Raw genomic sequence first — 22,255 nt, forward strand, 5'->3', positions numbered from 1 at the left:
GATGGCGAACGGCAATGGAGCCACGGCGGCGGAGGATGCGGGCGAGAACGAGATCGTGCTTTCGGTGCGAGACGTCACCGTTGCCATCGACGACAGGCTGATCCTCGAGAAGCTCTCGCTCGACATCAGGCGCGGCGAGATCCTTGGCTTTGTCGGCGCCTCGGGCGCCGGTAAGTCCGTCCTGTTGCGAACCATCCTCGGCCTGATGCCGAAGCAGTCGGGGACGATCACGCTGTTCGGCGTCGACGTGGAGAAGGCGAGCGACATCGAGCGCCTGCGCATCGACATGCGGCTTGGCGTTCTTTTCCAGCATGGCGCGCTGTTTTCGGCGCTGACGGTGCAGGAAAATGTGCAGGTGCCGATGCGCGAATATCTCGATCTGCCGAAGAAGCTGATGGACGAGTTGGCGCTGCTGAAGGTCGAGCTGGTCGGGCTGCCGCCCGATGCAGCGCAAAAATTTCCCTCCGAGCTTTCCGGCGGCATGATCAAGCGCGCGGCCCTGGCGCGCGCGCTGGCGCTCGACCCGGACATCGTCTTTCTCGACGAGCCGACATCGGGCCTCGATCCGATCAGCGCGGCCGAGTTCGACGAGCTGGTCGTCAAGCTGCGCGACACCATGGATCTGACCGTCTACATGGTCACGCACGACCTCGACACGCTGTTTACCGCCTGCGACCACGTGGCGGTGCTCGGCAAGAAGAAGGTGCTGGTCGAAGGCACGATCGACGACATGCTGAAGAGCGAGGAGCCGTGGGTGAAATCCTATTTCCGCGGAAAACGCGCCCGGCAGCTTGATCTTGCGGCGCGCGCATAGCCATAAGTGGGGCAATGGAAACAAGAGCCAACTATGTAATTGTCGGCATCTTCACGCTGGTCGCGATCCTCGCGGCCTTCGCCTTCGTCTATTGGACCGCCAATATCGGCAACAGGGGTGTGACGGCGACGCTGCTCGTGCGTATTCCGGGTTCGGCCTCCGGCCTCGGCCCCGGCAGTCTGGTGCTGTTCAACGGCGTCAGGGTCGGTGTGGTCAAACGTGTCGATATCGACCCCAACGATCCGTCAGCCGCCATTGCCACCACCGAAGTCGGAAGGAATACGCCGCTCACCAAATCGACGCGGGCGGATATCGGCATTTCCGGGCTCAGCGGCCAGGCCAATCTCGAACTCAAAGGAGCCGGCGCCAAGGAGGCAAGGCTGCTCGACGAAGCCGAAAACGAAGGCAAGGTCGCCGTGATCGTCGCCAATCCCTCGGCCGTGACCAACCTTTTGCAGACGGCGCAAGACATCTTCGAGCGGGCCGACAAAGTGCTTTCGGAACTCGAAGGCTTCACCAAGGACGTTCGCGGGCCGCTGACGCAGACCGTCAAGAATGTCGAGACCTTCTCGGACGCGCTGGCCAAGAATTCGGACGGCATCGACAAGTTCCTGTCCGCGGTCAGCTCGCTTTCGGACCAGTTGAAAAACGTGTCGGGCAGGCTCGACAGCACGCTGAAGGCGGCCGAAGGCCTGCTTAATGCCGTCGACAAGGACCAGATCAAGAGCATTGTCGCCAATGTCGATACCGTCACCGCCAATTTGAAGGAAACCTCCAAGCAGTTCGACACCGTCATCGACAACGTCAACACGGCGGTCGTCTCGATCAACGAATTCGCCAAGCAGACGCAAGGCACGCTGGCCAAGGCCAACGGCGTGCTTGACAGCATCGATCCGGCCGACGTGCGTGCGGCGCTCTCTAATATCCAGAAGGCCAGCGACAATGCCGACAAGGCCGCCGCCGACATCGCCAAGGTCACCGACAAGATCGCCAACCGCGCCGACGACATCAACGAAACCATCAAGGACGCCCGTCAGCTCGCCCAGCGCCTCAACGATGCCTCCGTGCGTGTCGACGGTATCCTGGCCAAGGTCGATCAGCTGCTCGGATCCGGCGAGGCCAACGGCGTGATGGCCGATGCCAGGTCGACGCTGAAATCCTTCAAGCAGGTTGCCGACACGCTGAACGCCCGTCTCGGCACCATCGTCGACAATCTTTCGCGCTTCTCGGGCTCGGGGCTGCAGAATGTGGAGGCGCTGGTGCAGGACAGCCGGCGCTCGATCAACCGCATCGAGGAAGCGGTCACCGATCTCAGCCGCAATCCGCAGCGCATCCTGTCGGGCGGCGAGGGCGAGGTCCGGCAGTTCGACGGCAGGGCGCGGCGTTGACTTCGGCCGCCGCGAACGCCAAGAACGTGAACTGCAAGTGTGGGTTGATCGTAAGATCCGGGGACAACGGGGATCGGGCGTGAAGTCGGGCAAGATGAGGGTGGGCGGATCGACATCGGCTGCGGCGCTGCTTGCGCTCACGCTTGCCGGCTGCGCGGCATTAGGCGCCAAGCCGGCGCCGCTCGACACATTCGAGCTTTCCGCTCCCTCGATCGACATGCGCGGCCACAGCCGCCGCCAGATCCTGATCGCCCAGCCTTCGGCGCTTAAGGCGCTGGACAGCCAGAACATCGTCATCAGGCCATCCGACAGCTCGATCCAGTATCTCAAGGGAGCGCAATGGGCGGACCGGCTACCGCTCATCGTGCAGGCAAGGCTGGCCGAGACCTTCCAGCATTCCGGCAGCTTTGCCGGCGTCGGCAAGCCGGGCGAGGGGCTGGCGATCGACTACCAGATCATCGTCGAGGTGCGGACTTTCGACGTCCGCGTCAACGGCGGCGATCATGCCGATGTCGACCTGTTCGTGCGCATCCTCAACGACCGCAACGGCGAGGTGCGTGCCTCGAAGGGCTTCAGCGCGAGCGCGCCGGTCTCGGGCGGCGGCAACGCCGCCTATGTCGGTGCGCTGGACGCAGCATTTGGCAAGGCGGCCAAGGATATTGTTCGCTGGACGGATTCGGTGATCTGAAGCGCGCCAGGCGCCAATCAGGCATCGAGGACATGAAAAAGGCGGACCGAGGTCCGCCTTTTGTTTTTGTTTGAGCAATGCGCTCGCCGGCTCAGTGCAGGCGGCCGCTGGCGTGGGCCAGCATGGTGTAGACCTTGCCGGTATCAGAGGTCAGATAGGTCTGCGCCATGATGTTGTCGCGGTCGTTGCGCGACACGTCCTTGAGCAGCTTCTCGAAATCGTCGCAATAGCGGTCGACGGCGGCGCGGAACTCGGCTTCAGCCTGGTACTTGCGGCGGATCTCGTCGAAGGTCTGCTGGCCTTTCAGCGTGTATAGACGGCGCGTGAACACGTCGCGTTCGCCGCGGCGGTAGCGGTTCCACAGCTCGATCGAGGCGTCATGATCGATCGCCCGCGCGATGTCGACGGACAGCGAATTGAGCGATTCCATGACATGCAGCGGCGAGCGCTGGGCGGGTGCTGCGCGCGGCGCTTCCGCGGGTGCGGCCGGCCTCAGCTCCTCCTCGCGCGATGCGTTGGTCAGCAGATCGCGCACCCAGCCGCCCTGCGGCGACTTGCCGTTGGGGTCGCGGCGCGGCGCCGTCTCGGCGGGGCGCTCGAGGTCGAGCGTGCCGCGCAGCGTGGTCTCCGCCAGCGGCGGGGCCTGCGGCGGAGCACGGAATTCCGGCTGTTGTGGTTGCGGCTGCGGCGCCGGCGGACGACGCAGCGGCTCGGCGGCACGGGCCGGCGCTTGCGGCGCAGGACGCAGGCCGCGCGGCTCGCCGGCGTCGCTGCTGCCGCTGCGGCCGGATTTGGCGACGATATCCGACAGTTCCTTGAGCGCGTTGATCTGCTCGGCGACGGCGCGGCGGATGGCCGAGGTCGATTCCTTGGCCTCCTCCGGCATCTCGATGACGCCCTTCTTCAGCTCGGCGCGTGTGAGATCGAGCTCGCTCTTGATCGAACCGGCGGTGCGCCGCATCTCTTCCGTCGCGTCGGCGAAGCGGCGCGTTGCCGAATCGACCACATCGGCGATGGCGGTGCGGATCTTCTCCGCCGATTCCATCGTCCGGCCTTCGGCGTTCTGCATCGTCTGCCCGACCAGGTTCTCGAACGATCGCATCACCTTCTCGAGATCTTCCGATTTCTTGACCAGGCCGACCGCGAGATCTTCCAGCGAAGACTGCCGCTCCAGCGTGTGTTCGAGATTGCTCTGCGCGGAACTCAAGAGATCCGAAGCGCTGGAGAGCAGACGGCTGTGCTCGTCGAACTTGGTCGCGATCGAGGCGACCTCGCGCAAGGTTGCCGACGACAGGTCGGTGAGCCGCGTCGTGTTGGAATCGACCAGGCGCGCCGAGCTGGCGAAGGTCTGGGCGGCCCTTTCCGTGGTCGTGGCGAAGCTCTGCGTGCTGCCGTTAAGGCGCTCCTCGACCTGACCGAGGTTGACGGCCGCCTGATCGATCAGCTGGCCCAGCTGCGCGCTGGACGTCGTCATGCGGCCGATGAGGTCGGCGACACTGTCGGCAAGCGTCTCGCGCGCGCCTTCGACAGCCGAAAGCGTCTCGGCGGTGCGGCTGGCGAGCGCGTTGACGAGGGCGGCGTTTTCGCTGCGCAGCTTCTCGGTCGCCCGTTCGGTGACCGCTTCCATGCTCTTTTGCAGTTCCGAGCCGCCCTGGGCGAAGCGCTCGACCAGGGGCTTTGCCGTCTCGTCGAGGATCTTCGACATTTCGGCGGAACGTGCCGCAAGCATGGTGTTGAGTTCGCGGGTGTTGGAGGCAATGGTCCTGGCCGCCTCATTGGTGCTCTGGCCGATATGCTGGCCGACCGCGGTGAAAGTTTCGGCAATGACGTTGGCGCGTGAAATGAGCTGCGCCTCGGCGCTGGAGACCTGCTCGCTGAGCTTCTGGCCCATCGTCTCGGCGGTGTAGGCGAGGCGGTTCTCGACGCTCGCAACCTGCTCCTCGACACGCGCGGCAGCCGCCGCTGCGCTCGACGCCAGCCGATCGTCGGCGCCGGCCAGCGCCTGCTCGATCTCACGGGCGTGGACGGCGAGTTCCTGGCCGGTCTGGCGGGCGCGATCGGCGACGCGCTGCTCGGTGCTGGCGAAGGCGCCGACGATGGTGTCGGCATGTCCGCCGATCGTCGAGGTGCTGTCGGCAATGCGCGAGACGAGCCGCTGATCGGCATCGTCGAAGATGCGGGCAATCTCGGACGCCCTTGACGACAGCGCTTCCGAACCCTCGGCGATGCGCGAGATCAGGTGCTGGTCGGCGGCATCGAAGACGCGGCCGAGATCGGAGGCGCGGGCCGCAAGCGCCTCAGCCGATTCGCTGATGCGCATGGCAAGCCGCTCATCGGCGCCCTCGAAATTGCGCAGGATATCGCCGGCGCGAGCGGCAAGAGACTGCGCCGTCTCGACCGCGCGGGCGACCAGCTTCTGGTCGGCGGCATCGAAGGTGCCGGCGATCTCGCTGGCGCGGGCGGCCAGCTTGTCGGCTGTTGCCTCGGCGCGGGCCATCAGCGTGTTGGAGGCATCGTCGGCGCGGCCCATGAGCATGTTGGATGTATCCTGGGCACGCTCGTGCAGGCGGCGATCCGCCTCCTCGAAGGCGTGGGCGATATCCTCGGCCCTGGCAAGCAGCGCAGCCGAAGTCTGTTCGGCACGCTCGGCGATCTTGCGATCGGCGTCGCTGAAGGCGAGGCCGGCCTGCTCATGCAGGGTGCTGGTGACTTCCATGACCTTGTCGCGCAAGGCACCGGCAACGAAGACAGCGGTCTTTTCGAGCACGCCGCGGACATTGTCGACGCCGGTCGACAGCGCCCGCTCCATGGTCCCGGCGCGTTCCTCGATGATGCCGGTCTGCCGGCTGAAGGCCTGCTCGATCTTCTCGACATCGGCGGCAATGGCGGCCGAGATGTCGTTGCTCCTGGCGGCGATCTGGTCGATATGACCCGACACCGAACGGTCGACGTCCTTGCGCGCATCGACGAGCTTGGCGAGGTCGTCCTCGAGCGCCCGGGCCAGCATGTCGCGGCCTTCGGACAACTTGCCGACATGGCCGGCGATGACGTCGTCGATCTCGGAGCGGCTCTCGGAGAGCTTCTGCAGGTCGGTTTCGAGTGCGCGCCTGAGGATGTCGCGGCCCTCGGCCAGTTTCTCGACCTGTCCGGCGACCAGTCCGTCGATGCCGGCGCGGCTTTCGGCCAGCTTGGCAAGATCGGCTTCGAGCGCACGCGTGAGGAGATCGCGGCCCTCGGCGAGTTTCTCGACTTGGCCGGTGACGAGCCCGTCGATGCTGGAACGGCTCTCGGCCAGCCTGGCGAGATCGGCTTCAAGGGCGCGCTTGAGGATGTCGCGGCCCTCGGCCAGCTTTTCGACCTGGCCGGCGACCAGCCCATCGATGCTGGAACGGCTCTCGGCAAGCTTGGCGAGATCGTCTTCGAGTGCCCTGGACAGCGCGGCGCGGTCCTGCGAGAGCCTGTCGGTATGGCCCTGCATGAGGCCGCTGACATTGCCCATGTCGGCTTCAAGGGCCCGCGAAAGTTCGGCGCGGTGATCGGTGATCTTCTGCGAATGATCGATGACGGCGCCCTGGATCGTGTTGAGATCCGCTTCCAGCGCGCGCTTCAGGATATCGCGGCCTTCGGCCAGCTTCTCGACCTGCCCGGCGACCAGCCCATCGATGCTGGAGCGGCTTTCGGCAAGCTTGGCGAGATCCTCCTCGAGCGACTTGGCTAGCACCGAGCGGTCCTGGACAAGCCTGTTCTGATGGTCGGCGATGGCGCCGCTGACCGTCTGCAGGTCGGCTTCCAGAGCCCTGGACAACTGGCCGCGGTCCTCCAGCAGCTTGTCGGAATGTCCGGCGATGGCGCCCTTGATCGTGTTGAGATCGGCTTCGAGCGCGCGCTTCAAGATATCGCGGCCTTCGGCGAGCTTCTCGACCTGGCCGGCAACCAGGCCGTCGATGCTGGCGCGGCTTTCGGCCAGCTTGGCGAGGTCGGCTTCCAGCGTCTGCGACAGCAGGCTGCGGTCGTCGGCGAGCTTGCCGGCGTGACCTTCGATCAGATTGCGAATGCCGGTGAGGTCGTCCTCCAGCGCGCGGCTGAGTTCGCCCCTGTCTTCGGCCAGCTTCGAGGAATGGGTCTCGATCAGGTTCCTGATGCCGATGATGTCGGTCTCGAGCGCCTTGGCGAGCACGGCGCGGCCCTCGGCGATCTTCTCGACCTGGCCGGCGACGAGGCCGTCGACGCTGGCGCGGCTGTCGGCCAGCTTGCTGAGATCGGCTTCGAGAGCGCGCGCCAGGATATTGCGGCCCTCGGCCAGCTTTCCGACATGACCCGCGACCATTTCGTCAATCAATGTACGGGCTTGCACGAGTTTTCCGGAGTCTTCGTTCAATGCCTGGGCGAGGCGGTTGCGGCCTTCCTCGAGCTGTTCGAGATGGGCGCCGAGCGAGGCGTCGATGGCGGCGCGCGACTCATTGACCTTGCGCAGATCCTCGTCCAGCGCGCGCGAGATCAGGTTACGGCCCTCGGCCAGCTTCTGCACCTGGTTGGTCACCGCGGCATCGATGCCGGCGCGGCCCTCGGCGAATTTCGCCAGATCCGCCTCCATGGCGGCGGCCATGCGGTCGCGGCTTTCCGAAAGCTTGCGGCTGTGATTCTCGACCGCTTCCTCGATGCCGACGCGGGCATCGGCAAGCCGCTGGATGTCGGCGTCGAAGGAGCGCGATACCACGTGGCGGGCAGCCTCCATGCGCCCGGCGAAGTCGGTGGCGCGGGCCTCGAGCATGGACGAGGTCGACGAGATGATGTCGGCCATGTCGGCGCCGATCTGGGTTTTGCCCTGATCGATCATCGACGACAGCTGGTCCTTGCTCTCGGCGAAGGTGTGGGCGATCTCGCGGGCACGCTCGACCAGCGTCTCGTTGATCTGGCGGGCGCGGGCTTCGAGCGCGGCATTGAGCTTCTGGGTGCCGGTATCGAGCGCCTCCGCACGGGTCTGGAATTCGCTGATCAGCGCCTGGCCGCGTTCGGCTAGTGTCCGCTCGATGCCGTTGAGGCTGTTTTCGAATTCCGAACTCAGCGTGCGCGCGGCGCCGCCGAGCAGCGAGACCATGCCATGGGTGCGGTCGTCGAGCAGGTCGGTCAGCGAGCGCGTCAGCCCGTCCGTGGTGTCGGTCAGCTTGGCGATGCGGGTGTCGAGAAGGCTGGCGAAGGCCTCGCCGGAAGTCGACAGCTTGTCGGTGATGGTATCGAGACGGCCCTCCACCGAATCGAAGATCGACATCGAGCTTTCGTTGATGCGATCGATCAGCGTGTCGCCCGAATTGTTGATCGTCATCGACAGCTTGGTCGAGGCATTGAGGATGGAGTCGCGGATGATGTCGCTGGCGGCGCCGATTTCGTCGCGCAACGTCTCGTGGGCGCCGGCGATCGAGGCGCGCACGCGCTCGGCATGGGTGACGACCGCTTCGCGTTCGCTGCCCAGGCCATCGACCAGATTGCGGATGCGGGCCTCATTTTCGGAATAGGAGCGCTCGATCTGGTTGACCTCGCTGTGGACCAGCGTTTCGAGCTCGACGGCACGGGCCAGGGTGCGCTCGATGCCTTCGCCCATCGCCGCGACCTCGCGGCGAACGGCCTGGCCGATCATCATGACGCGGTCCTGGGCGAGGTTTTCCGGCTCGGCCAGGCGGAAGGCGACTTCGGTCATCGATTGCGCGGCAATGCGCATTTCCTGCGCGCGCCGGATCATGGCAGCGAAAGCCCAGAACAGGATCACGGGCAGTATCGTCGCGACCGCCAGGCCGATCAGCTCGGGGCGGGCGAAGAACTGGTCGAAGGTGCGGATCTTCCAGATGCCGGGGCCGAACAAAAGGTTGGCCAGACCGCCGGCGCCGGCGATCCAGGCCAGCGAGATGAAGGCCACGACCCAGTAGACCGTGCTCGAGGCACGCTTGTTGAGGCCGTGCAGCAGCGTCCGGTAGTCCTTCTGGCGGTCGTCATTGGCTGGGGTGAAGCCATTTGCCGGCGTGAAGCCCGGGGCAGGCGTGAAGCCCGCCGGCTGCGCGCCATTGCGCGATTCGACCGGGCGCAATTCGGCCGGCTTTGTCTTGGGCGCGGCTGCCGGAGCCTGGGCCTGGGCTGCCGGTTCGGTCCTCTGGCTGCGACCTTCACGCGCCAGCTCGTCCGCCGCCTGCGATATCTGGGCTTCGAGATCCTCCATCGACGCCGCCATATCGAGCCCGCCGTCGCCGCTGAGATCGAGATCCAGCGCTTTTTCCAGTTCCGCGGCTACGTCGCTCTCGAGAGATTTGGTCGTCGGTGTCTTAGCCATGCCTTCGCTACCCTGTACTAGCTGCCGGGGGACTTATGATTTTGGCCTGATTTTGGCTTGTCGATCCCACGCAGGAGGCTGAAAAATGGACCTTCGTATCGTAATGACACACAGGGGTAAAGAAAACATGCATTCCGGCGGATACGTAAAACTTTAAATATAAGGTTAACGGAAGCGTGATTTGGGTGCCTCTGTGACAACATTTTTCCCCGCCAGTCGTTAACCCGTTGGCGACGGGAATCGCCTAATTTTCGGGGCGGCCTGCCTGCCCGATGGAGTTGCAGAGCGTATGCGTGGTGAGAGCGGTATAGCGTTTTCCATGCCCGGTGGCGACGTCTCGGGGACGGCAGGAGCCCGCCCTGTGGATCTAGCCCATCTGGCGCGCCAGACGATGGGTGACCGCGAGCTCGAACGGGAAGTGCTGGCGCTGTTCGTGCAGCAGGCGCTGTCGGTCCGCGACAAGGTCCTCGACGCCGACGCCAGGGAACGGGTGCTTCTCGCACATAGCCTGAAAGGCTCGGCGCGCGGGGTCGGCGCCTTTGCAGTCGCCGAATGCGCCGCCACCATAGAGAAGCAGCCTGACGATGCGCGCCTGCTGCAGAGGCTTGGCATACTGATCGAAGAAGTGCGCGACTTCATCGCCGCCATCAGCCGCTAAGGCGCTGAAAGCGGGCTCAGGCCATGCATGTCGTCTTGCCAAACAGCTGCGCTTTTTTGGGACATGCGCCGGCGCCGGCAAACCGCCCTCTTCCAAAAAAGCGTCATGCGGTGGCGTTTTCGCGCCGCAGTTGACTTGTCCGGCGGAGTGATTATCTCGGCTGCGACTCCTTCAGGTGACAAATGACCAAGCTGACCTTCATTGCCCATGACGGCACTCGATTCAACGTGGATGCCGAGAACGGCTCGACCGTCATGGAAAACGCGATCCGCAACGCGGTCCCCGGCATCGAGGCCGAATGCGGCGGCGCCTGCGCCTGCGCGACCTGCCATGTCTATGTCGATGAGGCGTGGACGGCGGAAGTCGGCGAGCCGGAGGCGATGGAGGAGGACATGCTGGACTTCGCCTACGAGGTCCAGCCGAACTCGCGTCTTTCCTGCCAGATCAAGGTGCGCGACGCGCTCGACGGCCTGGTCGTGCGCGTTCCCGCCCGCCAGGGCTGAGCCAGCGCCCTTCCTCCAATTTTGTCCCTGGCTGCTTGGCAGCCGGCCAATCGTCATGCAGTGTCGCACCACTTTTGCAACAGGGCGCATCGATGACCGATACAACCAAGACGGACGTTCTCATTGTCGGGGCAGGGCCGGTTGGCCTGTTCGCCGTGTTCGAGCTCGGCCTGCTCGACATGAAATGCCATCTGATCGACATTCTCGACCGTCCCGGCGGCCAGTGCGCGGAACTCTATCCGGAAAAGCCGATCTACGACATTCCCGGCTGGCCCATGATCTCCGCGCAAGGCCTGGTCGACAAGCTCATCGAGCAGATCCATCCGTTCAAACCGGAATTCACCTTCAACCGCATGGTCTCAAGCCTTGAAAAACTCGAACACGGCGGCTTCCGAGTCACCACCGACGAGAACGAGGTGTTCGAGGCCAAGGTGGTGGTGATCGCCGCCGGCGGCGGCTCGTTCCAGCCCAAGCGCCCGCCCATCCCCGGCATCGAGGGCTATGAAGGCAAAAGTGTCTTCTACTCCGTCCGCCGCATGGAGGATTTCCGCGGCCACGATCTCGTCATCGTCGGCGGCGGCGACTCCGCGCTCGACTGGACGCTCAATCTGCAGCCGATTGCAAAAAGCGTGACGCTCGTCCACCGGCGCCCGGAATTCCGCGCGGCGCCCGACAGCGTCAACAAGATGTATGCCATGCAGGAGATGAAGCAGCTGGATTTCCGGGTCGGTCAGGTGAGCGCTCTGACCGGCGCCGACGGCCAGCTCTCGTCGGCGACCATCAAGGGCGGTCCGGACGGCGACATCGAGGTGCCGTGCACCCGGATGCTGCCCTTTTTTGGCCTGACCATGAAGCTCGGGCCGATCGCCGAATGGGGCCTCAATCTGCATGAGAACCTGATCCCGGTGGACACCGAGAAATTCCAGACGTCGTTTCCCGGCATATTCGCGATCGGCGACATCAACTGGTACCCCGGCAAACTGAAGCTGATCCTGTCGGGTTTCCATGAGGTCGCCCTGATGGCGCAGGCGGCCAAGCGCATCGTCAGTCCCGGCGAGCGCATCGTTTTCCAGTACACGACCTCGTCGACCAGCCTGCAGAAGAAGCTTGGCGTTCACGATTAACGGTCGCTACTCCGACAGAATAGGCGCGTCGTGCTCGGCCTGGCCGCGGAGCGGCTTTTCCGGCATCAGCGCAAGCATTATCAACGCCAGAAACAGGATCGTTGCCGCGACCAGAAAAATCATGACGAAAGCTTCGCCCGACGCGATGACGCCGGCCGAACGCGCGCCTTCGCCGGCCAGCGGCAGGCCGTAACCCAACGCAACTGCGCCGAGGATCGCGACCCCCAGTGCGCTGCCCAATGAGCGAAGGAAGGTCAACACGCCGGTGGCGACGCCGAGATGTGCCCTGTCGACGGCGTTCTGAACCGATACGGTGGCGACGGGAAACGTCGTTCCGCTGCCCAGACCGATCAAGGTCGTCAGTATCTCCACCGTCAGCAGCGAGGCATGCGCCGCCACCATGCCGAGCACGCCGAGGCACAGCACTGCGAAGATCACGCCCACCATCGCGATCCGCTTGTAATGGACGAAGCGCGGTATTGTGCGTCCGCTGAAGGTCGCGCCGGCGACGGTCCCGAGCATGAAGCCGAGCAGGGCGATGCCCGATTCACTTGCCGAAAGCCCGATGATCGATTGCAGATAGACCGGCAGGTAGACGGCAAGGCCGATGTTGGAGGCCTGCAGCAGGAACAATGAACTCGTGCCTGCCAGAACGATGGGGTTACCGAGCACTTCGAGCGAGATCAGCGGCTCAGCGGCACGCATGAGCCGCAGCGCGAAGGCGGCCCAGACAACCGCAGAACAGCCAAGCAATCCCAGGATTTCGCGCGACAGCCATGGGTAGGCGCTGCCGCCCCAATTCAGCGCCAGCAGCAGCAGCGCGGTTGCCACGATCAATAGAAGCGCTCCGAGACCGTCGATGCGATGATGTTTTGCTGTGATCGGCAGCTTCTTCAGAGGCTTGTTGATGATCGCCATTGCCAGAAGGCCGAGGGGCATGTTGATCCAGAAGATCAGCGACCAGTGCAGGTGTTCGGCGAAGGTGCCTCCGAGCAGCGGACCGGCGATGCTGGCAACCGCCCAGGTGCCGGCAATCCACGCGGCGTAACGCGCCCGCTCGCGCGGCGGCACCAGGTCGCCGATCACCGTCTGCGCCAGCGCAAACAAGCCGCCGCCGCCCGCACCCTGGATCGCGCGTCCGACGATGAGCACCAGCATGTTGGGGGCAAGCGCGCTGACCAGCGAGCCAGCAAGAAAAATCAGGATCGCCGCGTAGACGGTCGGCCGGCGTCCGTAGACGTCGGAGATCTTGCCGTAGAGCGGCGCCATCGCGGTGGCGGTCAGAAGATAGCCGGTCACGATCCACGGCAGATATTCGGCATGGCCAAGCAGCCGCCCCATAGTCGGCATGGCAGGGGCGACGATGGTCTGGTCAAGCGCCGCCAGCAGCATCGACAGCAGCACGCCGCCGATGATGGCGTTTTTCTCGCTCTCGGTCAGCGGCGAGGAGGTGGTTTCCATCGTGCGGGCGTCGACGGTCTGATCCATACGTCGTTCTTCCAAGGCTGATGTGCAAACGGCAGAAACCCGGCCGGGCCGGTCAAGGCGTTTGCCGCCACTATGGGGTGTATCTCGTGTTTCCAAGGCTCGCGTCTTTGCGAACCCGCCCTATGTCGTGCGGTATAGGCCGATTTCGACCGCTGCTCGAAAGTTTTTTCGGCTCTGGCACCATGCTTCGGCGAGATTGGCCTTGGCTGCGTGCGGGTCGTGCTTTCGTGTCAAGGCGGCGGCAACTGGCCGTTTTCGACGCGTTGCATTCTGTAGTGCATGAGCCGGAGGATCCGGCTTTCGAAATTGGCTGCCTCGACGCGATCGAACCGTACCTGGTCCTGGTCGTGGCCGGCGAGTTCTGCCGCGCTGATCTCGGCGGCCTTTGCCTTGGCCGCTTCGCAGGTCTTTTGCGGATAGCTCGCCTTCAGCGCATCCTCGAGCATGCGCGCATGGTTCTTGGCGATCTCGACATGGCGCTCCTCGTGGCGTTTGATGTCGGCCGACAGCGTGTCCCAGAACAGCCTGACATTCGCGTCGGATTTGCGCGGCCGCCGCCATTCGGGAAGGATCACCTTGACCTTCAGGGTAACCGAGGCGTCGGCGATCCGGCAGGACGTCGCTGTCTGCGCATAGCTGATACGGGTGGTGAACGCCATCTGCGTGGCGCCGGGATGCCGCGAGCCGGTGCTCTTCACCTCCGGCCCGTTTTTCGACAGCTGTTTTTCGATATCGTCCAGCGTGCGACCGCCGATGCTGAAATAGCTGTAGGTCTTGACCAGGTTAGCCGCACCGGCCGGCATGGCGGTCAGCATGAGCATCAGGGCACAGAGCAGGGGTCGGTTCATCAGATTGCCTCTTCGCGCACCTTGCTTTACGGCCGTTGCCGGCGCAACGGAATTGAATCCCGGCGGATCACACATGGTTGATGCACAATGACGACAAGGCGATGGCAACTGGCGCATGGACGCCATCTCGACCTCGGGGCCAGGGCCGTGGTCGTCGGCATTCTCAATGTCACGCCCGACAGCTTCTCCGATGGCGGGTTGTTCATCGCGCCAGACGCGGCGATAGCACAGGTGCGCCGCATGGTCGAGGAAGGGGCGGCGGTCATCGACATCGGCGGAGAATCGACGCGGCCGGGTTTTTCCCCGGTGACCGCGGCGGAAGAGCAGGGACGTGTCCTGCCGGTCATCGAGGCGCTCGCCCGCTCCGGCGAGGCGCTGATCTCGATCGACACCTATCGTGAGGAGACGGCCCGGCATGCCATCGCCGCCGGCGCGCATATCGTCAATGATGTCTGGGGACTGCAGCGCGAGCCGGGCATCGCCCGCGTCGCCGCCGAGACCGGCGCCGGGCTCGTCATCATGCATACCGGGCGCGAACGGCAGAAACTGCCCGACGTGATCGACGACCAGTTTCTCTTCCTGCGCAAATCGCTGGAGATCGCACGCGCCGGCGGCGTTGCCGACGGACAGATCGTGCTCGACGCCGGGTTCGGCTTCGCCAAGGAAACCACCGAGGAAAACCTCGACCTGATGGCGCGGTTTGCCGAGCTTCGGGCGCTCGGTTTCCCGCTGATGGCGGGGACGTCGCGAAAGCGGTTCATCGGCGGCGTCACCGGGCGCGAGCCTGCCGAGCGAGCAGTCGGCACCGCGGCCACCAGCGTTATTCTGCGGCTGAAGGGTGCCGATCTGTTTCGCGTCCACGATGTCGCAATCAACGTGGATGCGCTGGCGGTGGCCGATGCTATGCTGGCGCGAGAAACCGACCCGCCCGGACGCTGACCAATGTATGTCATCCGCATGAAGAACTGCGCCTTCTTTGCCCGGCATGGCGTGCTGGACGAAGAGGAGACGCTCGGCCAGCGTTTCTATGTCGATGCCGAGCTCACGGTCGAGCCCAGCCGGCCGCTGGAGGAAGATTCCATCGAGGATACGGTCAACTACGGCATCGCTTTTTCGGTGATCGAGAAGATCGTCACCGGCCATCGCCGTTTCCTGATCGAGGCGCTGGCGCTGGAAGTGGCGAAGGCGCTGGCGGCGCGGTTTCCGCAGATCAGGAAGGCCGCGATCACGGTGCGCAAGCCGAACGCCCCGGTGCCGGGCGTGCTCGATCATGTCGAGGTGACCGTTGTCTGGCCAGAATAGCGCCGTCTATCTCAGCCTCGGCGGCAATCTCGGCGATCCGGCGAAATCCATGGCCGCGGCGCTGCGCATGCTGGACGGCGATGAGCGGTCGCGCGTCACGGCGGTGTCCTCGCTCTACCGCACCCCGCCTTGGGGCAAGCTCGACCAGCCGGACTTTCTCAACGCCGCGGCGGCGATCGAGACGGCGCTCTCGCCACGCGGACTGCTCGACCTTTGCCTCGACGTCGAAAGGCGGTTGAAGCGGGTGCGCGAGGAGCGCTGGGGACCGCGGCTGATCGACATCGACATCCTGGCGTTCGGCGACCGGGTCATCCACGAGACCGGGCTCGAAGTGCCGCATCCGCGCATGCTGGAACGCGCCTTCGTGCTGGCGCCGCTGGCCGAGATCGCGCCCGACCTCGTGGTCGCAGGCAGAACCGTTTCGGAGCGGCTCGGCGTCGTCGACACTTCAGGGATCGAACGGCTGCAGTCGGGCCGGGAGTGGTGGCTGTCAAAGCTCAATTAGCTTGACCGTCGCAAATGGCCGAGATGGCGAAGCGCCGCTTAGTTCGCGACGACGTAGGTGCCGTCTGTATCTTGGTAAACGAACAACTCGACGGCGTCGTGCTTCTGGCGGTCAATCGAGATTGTCAGGAAATCGTCCCCGGCCAGGTGGAGGGTGATCTCTTGATCGGTGGATGTAACGCGTTCGATGTACGATCCGCCCGGTATGTCACTCATGCGCAGCGACACCTCGGAATGAACGGTAAGTCCAGTACCATCTGAAAAAAGAACAGTGATCCCAAACCCCGGTTGACCCTTTTCGACGGCGCGGATCGACTTGCCAAGAATTCGTTCTCCGAAGGTTTTCATAGCACTCCTCCCGATGGCGAGTGTCCGCGCGCCAACCAATCAGCCTGAAAAACCGCCGCCGTCGAGGAAAGCCTGTTCTTCCGGCGTCGTCTCGCGGCCAAGCATCCTGTTGCGGTGCGGGAAGCGGCCAAAGCGCTTGATGATGTCCAAGTGCTCCTGCGCATATTTGATGTAGTCCGGCGCCCTGGCGGTCGTCAGCTCCAACGACCTTTGCTGATCCGCAAACAGTTCCGAATGCTCGAAGGGCAGATAGAGGAAGACGCGCACCGGCTCTTCCAGTTCCAGGTCCTGGCCGGCGGCGATCGCCTTCGCAGCGAAGTACCTGGCCAGCGGATCGGTCGCGTACATATGCGCCGTGCCGCGAAAGCAATTGCGGGGAAACTGGTCGAGCAGGATCATCAACGCCAGCGAGCCTTCGGCGTGGGCGCTCCAGTCGTCGCATTCGCGCCGCGCGGCGGCATGGTGCAATTCGAGAAAGCCGTTGCGAAAATCCCTGTCGAAGGCGTCGTTCTTCTCGAACCAGGCATCCTCGCCGGCGTCGCGCCAGAATTTGGCGACCGAAAGCGCTCGCACGTCAAGCCCTGCCATGCCTTCCCCCTCAGTTCTTGGTCTCTGCCTTGTTCAGCACGCCTGCCGTCTCTTCGTTCAGCGCCCGGCCTGCACGACGCGGTTGCGTCAACGGCGTCGGGATCGGCGTGCCGATATTGCCCCTCAGGAAGCGTTGTCCGGCCCGGATGCCTTCCGCCAGTTGCGTCTCGAAGCGGGCGCTGTCGCGGCGCCGCACGTCCTCGATGATCTCGGCGACGTCTTGCGGGTCGACACCCAGCGCCTCGAGGGCGGAGCCGCCAAAGACCAGCGCCGATTCGAAGGTCTCGCGCAACTGGAAGTCGACCCCGACGCGAATGAGCTGCAGCGCGGTGCCGCGATCGAACGCGCGCGCCAGTATCGTCAGCAGCGGGAACTCCGCCTTGATGAGCTCGGCGATGCGAACGGCGGCGTCGGGCTTGTCGACGCAGATCAGCACGGCGCGCGCCCGCCCGGCGCCGGCGGCACGCAGGATGTCCAGCCGCGTGCCGTCGCCATAATAAACCTTGAAGCCGAAATCGGCGGCGGCCTGGATCATTTCGACATCGTTGTCGATGATCGACACGTCGAGACCACGCAGCAGCAGCGGCTGGCTGGCGATCTGGCCGAAGCGGCCGAAGCCGATGATCAGCACGCTGCCGGTGAGGCCATCGGCGATGTCGACGCCTTCGAGCGACTGCTCGTCGCGCGGCGTCAGATAGCGCAGCGCCACGATGGCCAAGGGCGTCAGCACCATCGAGATGATGATGATGGCGGTCAGCGTCGCATTGGCCTGGCCGTCGATGATGCCGACCGCTGCAGCAGCGGAATAGAGCACAAACGCGAATTCGCCGCCTTGCGCCATGAAGACGGCGCGCTCGAGCGCTTCGCGGTGGCCGGTCCTGAGCATGCGCGCGACGATGTAGATGCCGAGCGCCTTCATGATCATGTAAGCGACGACATAGATGGCGACGAGCCGCCAGTTCAGGGCAACGACGCCGAGGTCGAGCGACATGCCGACGGCGAGGAAGAAAAGGCCGAGCAGGATGCCGCGGAACGGTTCGATATCGGCTTCGAGCTGGTGGCGGAAGGTCGATTCGGACAGAAGCACGCCGGCGAGGAAGGCGCCCATCGCCATCGACAGGCCGGAAAGCTGCATGGCCAAAGCCGATCCCAGAACCACCAGCAAGGCGGCTGCGGTCATCACCTCGCGGGCGCGGGCATCGGCCAGGATGCGGAAGAGCGGATTGAGCAGATAGCGTCCGGCCACAACCAGCCCGACGATCGCGGCGATGCCGATGCCGACCTCGGTCAGGCGCTCGGACAGGCTGGTCTCGGTGCCGCCGGGTGCAAGGAACGCAACCAGCGCCAGTAGCGGCACGATCATCAGGTCTTCCAGCAGCAGGATGGAGACGATGCGCTGGCCCTTGGGCGAAGAAATATCGCCGCGTTCCTCCAGAAGCTGCATGACGATCGCCGTCGAGGTCAGCACGAAGCCGGCGCCGGCGACGAAGGACTGCGCGATCGGAAAACCTCCGGCCAGTCCGACCAGGGTCAGCAGCATCGCGCAGACGCCGACCTGCAGCGCGCCGAGGCCGAAGATCTCGCGGCGCAGGCTCCAGAGCCGGGACGGCTGCATTTCCAGCCCGATAATGAACAGGAACATGACGACGCCAAGTTCGGCGACATGCAGGATGGCCTCCGATTCGGAAAAGATGCGCAGGCCGAACGGGCCGATGACGACGCCTGCGGCGAGATAGCCGAGGATGGAGCCCAGGCCCATGCGCTTGAAGATCGGCACGGCGACCACGCCGGCGGCAAGCAGCGCCACCACCTGCACAAGATCGCTGCTCGATGCCTCTGCCGCCATACTTGTCGTCCCGTTGTCTCGACGCACTCCTTGCATGCACGGGGAGCGAGAGGCAAGGGCGGCCGGCCTGGCATGAAGGGCAGGGTGTCTCCCGAGGTTTCAATCCAGGCGCCTCTCCGACAAACGCCTGTTGCACACGCGTCAGACAAGTTTATGCAGCCCGGTCGTTGCGTGCCGTCACAATCAAAGGTTAAGGCATGCTCGGCTTCGGCCATTGGAAGGCGGCGGCGATGGGGTCGCTGCCTTTTTTGAGGAGATGACTGACATGAGGAAGTTTTTGCTCGTCGCCGTCGGCATTGCGGCGCTTGCCGCTTCGGCCTGTTCCAAGGGACCTGAATGCACGCAGGAGACGGCCGCCAAGAAGGCGCAGGACATGGCTGCGGCGCTGCAGGCGGCAATCACCAAGGATCCGACCAAGGCGGCCGACCTGACCGCAAAAGTCCAGGCGGTGACCGCGAAGTACCAGAATGCCACGACGCTGGATGAGGCCTGCAAGGCCTATGACGAGTTGACGGCCACCATCAAGAGCTGACCATCTTCGCAGACAAGTGAAATGCGGTGGTCGATGGCCGCCGCTTTTTTCGTTGCCCGCTGCCCTGATTCAGTTCTTGGCGATTGACCCGACTTCCAGCGTGTCGACGCGCTTCAGTTTCATGCCGATGACCGGCACCAGCTGCTTGTCGACGCGCACCGCGACCGTGACGGTCATCGAATCGTCGCCGGGGATACGGGCCTGCATGACGCCGTTCAGCTGTTTGCGGTTGATGGTGAAGACCACCTTCTGGGCATCGACCACATTGCCGCCGACAATGTCGAGCCCGTCGCCGGATGAGCCGCCCATGAAGCTGCCCCTGTAGCCTTCGCGGCCCTTGCGTTCGACGGTCGCCGACATCTTCTGGGTGAACATGCCGACCCGGCAGTCGCCGTCGAGCGTCATGCCGAGCTTGCCGTCAGGCGTCGTGCCGTTGAAATTGCAGGTGAATTTGGTGCCTTTGTATTTGCCGGCGACGATCTCGCCAGGCCCGACCCACTTGCCTTCGACCGAGTGGAAGAACTGCTTGTCCGGTTCCGCGCCAGAAGCCTTTCCGGCGAGGCCGAGCGGCGCGATGACAGCAACCGTCGCAGGCAGGACGCAGGACAAGATTACGCTTTTCATCGACGACACCCGGCACGAACGAGTCTGATCTTGGGACGTGCTCGACCATGACCAAGATTGGTTAATGCTTCGTCACTTCTGGGCGTTCGTCTATTTACCTTGTGCCCTGGTTTCGCCGTCCTTGCGCGTCGCGAAAGACGTCAGCGCCGACAGGAAATCGCCCATGCCGGGGCGTCTCACCGCAATGAACGGCAGCGGTCGCGCCGTTTCCATCGCGGCGATGCCGATGCGCGCCGTCATCATGCCGTTGACGACGCCTTCGCCGAGCTTCGCCGAGAGTTTCGCGGCCAGCCCGTGGCCGACGATCTGCTGCACGAAACTGTCGCCGACGGCGATCGAGCCGGTCACCGCCAGATGCGCGAACACGCCGCGCGCCAGGCGGAAGAAGCCGAGCGTGCCGGGGCGGCCGCCATACAGCTCCGACAGGCGCCGGATCAGGCGCCCGGCCTCGAACACGACATAGGCGACATCGACAAGCGCGCGGGGGCTTACCGCCGTCACCAGCGAGACGCGCTTTGCCGCTTCGAGGATCATCACCTTGGCGCGTGCATCGAGCGGCGAGAGAATCTCGGTTTCGGCAAGCCGCACCAGATTGCCGCCGTCGATGATCTCGCCGCGCAACTCGGCAAGCGAGCGGCGGCCGGCCGCGGTCTCGGGCTTGGCGGCGACGAAAGCCGAAAGCTCGTCGATCAAGGCACGCGCGGCCTTGGGATCGTCACGCGCCACTGCGTCCAGTGCTCGCCGCTGCAGCTTTTCGACCTCGGCGAGACGGGCAATGGCCAGGAATTCGCGGACCAGGATGACAAGCAGCGACAGGAGCGCGATCGCAGCCATCCCGGCGGCCAGCCAACCCAGCCATTCGTTGCGCGCGAACAGGTCACGGATGAGCTGGTCGGCCCACAGACCGACCGCAAGCGAGACCAGCACGCCGACGGCGCCGAAGAACAGGCGCGAAAGCAGCGAGCGTTTTCGCGGCGCTGTCGCCGGCGGCGGCGCGGCCTGCTCGATGTCCGGTTCGTCGAAGACGTCGACTTCCGAAGGAATGACGACCGCGACATCGGCGGCGGTTGCGCGAGGCCTGCGCACCGCCTGCGCATCGGCACGGCGCGGCTGCGGAGTTTCCTTGGCGGGGGGCGCCTCGGGCTCGATGCGGAAGGCCGCCGGTTTGCGGGGCGCGGTCATGCCAGATGATCTCCGATCAGGAATTGCAGCGCGCGGTCGAGCCTTATATGCGGCAACGACAGCGTGACGCCTTCGGCCGTGCGCTCGAGCCTCGGCGGACGGAAACGCACGAAGCGGATCGCCGGTTCATCGCTTTGCGAATGCGATCCGGAAAGTTCGAAAACCGCATCGACTTTTTCTGGCAAGTCGCCAGGAAATATGGCGGTTTCGGTCTTGCCGTCGAATGTCTCGCCGTCGATCTTCTCGCCCTTCAGCGGCGTGCCGATGATCACCGGCAGCGTCTCGCGGCCCTGCTTGACCGTGCCCTCGCGGGTCGAGCGCACCGCCGCCATGGCGACCACGTCGACGGCGGCGCCGCTGAAATTCGCCCGCGCCACCGCCCGGTCGGCCAGCCTGCGCACGATCGCCTGCAGCCGGTCATGGCTTTCGTGGTGCAGATGGTCGGCCTTGGTGGCGGCGACCAGGATGCGGTCGATGCGCCTTGAAAACAGATCGGTGACGAAATTGCCCCGGCCGGGCCGAAAGCAGGACAGGATTTCGGTGACGGCGCGTTCCAGATCGGCCATGGCGGCGGGGCCGGCGTTGAGCGCCTGCAGGGCATCGATCAGCACGATCTGGCGGTCGAGGCGTGTGATGTGCTCGCGAAAGAACGGTTTTACGACATGCGTCTTGTAGGCTTCGTAGCGGCGTTCCATCATCGCCTGCAGCGATCCGGCGCGCGGCCGCCGCGCCGAAATCGCCATCAGCGGCGCGAAGGTGAGCGCCGGCGAACCTTCAAGATCGCCGGGCATCAGGAAGCGGCCGGGCGGCAGGGTCGAAAGCGCCCGCTCGTCGAGCTTGCAGGCTTTTAGATAGGCGGCAAAGCTTTCGGCAAGGCGGCGCGCCGTCATCTCATCGGCGTCGGCATCCGGATCGGCTGTCGCGGCCAGCGCGCGCCATGGCTGCGAAAGTTCAGTGCGCACGGACAGCGCCGCCATTTCGACCGCCTCGCGCGAAAAATCGGCGAAGGACTTGCCGAGCAGCGGCAGGTCAAGCAGCCATTCGCCGGGATAGTCGACGATATCCACCGACAGTTTGCCGGCCGAAAACAGGCGGTTCCAGCCGGAGGCCGATTCGTATTCGATGGTCAGCCGCAGCTCCGAAATGGCACGCGTCGAGTCCGGCCAGACGCGGTCGTTGACCAGGGCCGCGACATGGTCCTCGTATTGGAAGCGCGGCACGGCGTCGTCCGGCTGCTCCTCGAGGAAAGCGCGGGCGATGCGGCCCGATTTCTGCGCCTTGAGCAGCGGCAGGCGCCCGCCATGGATGAGATTGTGGACGAGGGCGGAGATGAACACCGTCTTGCCGGCGCGCGAAAGGCCGGTGACGCCCAGCCGCAGCGATGGAGAGAAGAGCCCGGCGGCGCGGTCCGACAGCGTGTCGAGCGCAATCCTCGCTTCGTCCGTGAAAGTGGTCAGCGATGATGCCAAATTGCGCCCCTGGTCGCCCGTCAGGCCCCG

19 protein-coding genes are annotated in these 22,255 nt (G+C 64.7%); 10 read left to right on the plus strand and 9 right to left on the minus strand.

The annotated features are described in order from the left end of the window. Window position 1 precedes the first annotated feature (1 nt). The 3 genes from FJ974_RS16750 to FJ974_RS16760 all read left to right on the plus strand — a co-directional run bounded on the left by FJ974_RS16750 (window position 2) and on the right by FJ974_RS16760 (window position 2,890). Entirely contained in the window at window positions 2-814 is an 813-nt protein-coding gene (locus tag FJ974_RS16750) for an ABC transporter ATP-binding protein (protein WP_140533618.1), read from the plus strand. A gap of 14 nt (window positions 815-828) precedes the next feature. Then, the gene (locus FJ974_RS16755; RefSeq protein WP_140533617.1) at window positions 829-2,202 is read left to right on the plus strand and encodes an MCE family protein; all 1,374 of its coding nucleotides are present in this window, start codon (window positions 829-831) and stop codon (window positions 2,200-2,202) included. A 94-nt stretch (window positions 2,203-2,296) separates the two neighbouring features. Then, window positions 2,297-2,890, plus strand: a complete 594-nt coding sequence (locus FJ974_RS16760) for an ABC-type transport auxiliary lipoprotein family protein (protein ID WP_181177142.1) — start codon at window positions 2,297-2,299, stop codon at window positions 2,888-2,890. Window positions 2,891-2,981: 91 nt separating this feature from the next. Here the strand turns inward: FJ974_RS16760 and FJ974_RS16765 are convergent, their stop codons facing one another. Next, window positions 2,982-9,209: a kinesin gene (locus FJ974_RS16765; RefSeq protein ID WP_140533616.1), complete on the minus strand. Its 6,228-nt coding sequence runs from the start codon at window positions 9,207-9,209 to the stop codon at window positions 2,982-2,984. A 289-nt stretch (window positions 9,210-9,498) separates the two neighbouring features. On the opposite strand from FJ974_RS16765, the gene FJ974_RS16770 reads away from it, so the two are divergent. The 3 genes from FJ974_RS16770 to FJ974_RS16780 all read left to right on the plus strand — a co-directional run bounded on the left by FJ974_RS16770 (window position 9,499) and on the right by FJ974_RS16780 (window position 11,494). Next, window positions 9,499-9,867 carry an Hpt domain-containing protein gene (locus FJ974_RS16770; protein WP_140533615.1) on the plus strand — a complete coding sequence of 123 codons (369 nt, stop codon included), beginning with the start codon at window positions 9,499-9,501 and terminating at the stop codon, window positions 9,865-9,867. A 182-nt stretch (window positions 9,868-10,049) separates the two neighbouring features. Beyond that, window positions 10,050-10,370, plus strand: coding sequence for a 2Fe-2S iron-sulfur cluster-binding protein (locus tag FJ974_RS16775; protein WP_140533614.1), 321 nt, complete (start codon window positions 10,050-10,052; stop codon window positions 10,368-10,370). A 92-nt stretch (window positions 10,371-10,462) separates the two neighbouring features. After that, entirely contained in the window at window positions 10,463-11,494 is a 1,032-nt protein-coding gene (locus tag FJ974_RS16780) for an NAD(P)/FAD-dependent oxidoreductase (protein ID WP_140533613.1), read from the plus strand. A gap of 6 nt (window positions 11,495-11,500) precedes the next feature. Here the strand turns inward: FJ974_RS16780 and FJ974_RS16785 are convergent, their stop codons facing one another. Further along, entirely contained in the window at window positions 11,501-12,982 is a 1,482-nt protein-coding gene (locus FJ974_RS16785; RefSeq protein ID WP_140533612.1) for an MDR family MFS transporter, read from the minus strand. Window positions 12,983-13,212: 230 nt separating this feature from the next. After that, window positions 13,213-13,830 carry a DUF922 domain-containing Zn-dependent protease gene (locus tag FJ974_RS16790; RefSeq protein WP_181177139.1) on the minus strand — a complete coding sequence of 206 codons (618 nt, stop codon included), beginning with the start codon at window positions 13,828-13,830 and terminating at the stop codon, window positions 13,213-13,215. An 87-nt stretch (window positions 13,831-13,917) separates the two neighbouring features. Here FJ974_RS16790 and folP point away from each other — a divergent pair, with 87 nt between their 5' ends. Genes folP through folK form a run of 3 tightly spaced genes read left to right on the plus strand, consistent with a single transcriptional unit; the run spans window position 13,918 to window position 15,637 of the window. After that, window positions 13,918-14,769, plus strand: a complete 852-nt coding sequence (folP, locus tag FJ974_RS16795; protein ID WP_140533610.1) for a dihydropteroate synthase — start codon at window positions 13,918-13,920, stop codon at window positions 14,767-14,769. Between the two features lie 3 nt (window positions 14,770-14,772). Continuing rightward, window positions 14,773-15,132, plus strand: coding sequence for a dihydroneopterin aldolase (folB, locus tag FJ974_RS16800; protein WP_140533609.1), 360 nt, complete (start codon window positions 14,773-14,775; stop codon window positions 15,130-15,132). Next, window positions 15,116-15,637, plus strand: coding sequence for a 2-amino-4-hydroxy-6-hydroxymethyldihydropteridine diphosphokinase (folK, locus tag FJ974_RS16805; RefSeq protein WP_140533608.1), 522 nt, complete (start codon window positions 15,116-15,118; stop codon window positions 15,635-15,637). Before folB ends, folK begins: the two co-directional genes overlap by 17 nt. A 38-nt stretch (window positions 15,638-15,675) precedes the next feature. On the opposite strand, the gene FJ974_RS16810 is transcribed toward folK, so the two are convergent. The 3 genes from FJ974_RS16810 to FJ974_RS16820 are packed head-to-tail and all read right to left on the minus strand — an operon-like array spanning window position 15,676 to window position 18,418. Beyond that, window positions 15,676-15,984 (minus strand): hypothetical protein, encoded by a 309-nt coding sequence (locus tag FJ974_RS16810; RefSeq protein ID WP_140533607.1) that lies wholly within the window; start codon window positions 15,982-15,984, stop codon window positions 15,676-15,678. 39 nt (window positions 15,985-16,023) lie between these two features. Continuing rightward, entirely contained in the window at window positions 16,024-16,572 is a 549-nt protein-coding gene (locus FJ974_RS16815; protein WP_140533606.1) for a DUF924 family protein, read from the minus strand. Window positions 16,573-16,582: 10 nt separating this feature from the next. Next, complete coding sequence (locus FJ974_RS16820) at window positions 16,583-18,418, minus strand: monovalent cation:proton antiporter-2 (CPA2) family protein (RefSeq protein WP_140533605.1); 1,836 nt, start codon at window positions 18,416-18,418, stop codon at window positions 16,583-16,585. Window positions 18,419-18,683: 265 nt separating this feature from the next. On the opposite strand from FJ974_RS16820, the gene FJ974_RS16825 reads away from it, so the two are divergent. Beyond that, window positions 18,684-18,950 carry a hypothetical protein gene (locus tag FJ974_RS16825; RefSeq protein WP_140533604.1) on the plus strand — a complete coding sequence of 89 codons (267 nt, stop codon included), beginning with the start codon at window positions 18,684-18,686 and terminating at the stop codon, window positions 18,948-18,950. Between the two features lie 69 nt (window positions 18,951-19,019). Here FJ974_RS16825 and FJ974_RS16830 read toward each other — a convergent pair whose 3' ends face one another. The 3 genes from FJ974_RS16830 to FJ974_RS16840 form a co-directional block, all read right to left on the minus strand. Then, complete coding sequence (locus FJ974_RS16830; RefSeq protein WP_140533603.1) at window positions 19,020-19,574, minus strand: hypothetical protein; 555 nt, start codon at window positions 19,572-19,574, stop codon at window positions 19,020-19,022. A gap of 90 nt (window positions 19,575-19,664) precedes the next feature. Then, window positions 19,665-20,756, minus strand: coding sequence for a YcjF family protein (locus FJ974_RS16835; protein ID WP_140533602.1), 1,092 nt, complete (start codon window positions 20,754-20,756; stop codon window positions 19,665-19,667). Then, the gene (locus tag FJ974_RS16840) at window positions 20,753-22,225 is read right to left on the minus strand and encodes a YcjX family protein (protein ID WP_140533601.1); all 1,473 of its coding nucleotides are present in this window, start codon (window positions 22,223-22,225) and stop codon (window positions 20,753-20,755) included. Before FJ974_RS16840 ends, FJ974_RS16835 begins: the two co-directional genes overlap by 4 nt. Window positions 22,226-22,255: the final 30 nt, after the last annotated feature.

The organism is Mesorhizobium sp. B1-1-8 (genome assembly GCF_006442795.2).
Classification (GTDB): domain Bacteria; phylum Pseudomonadota; class Alphaproteobacteria; order Rhizobiales; family Rhizobiaceae; genus Mesorhizobium.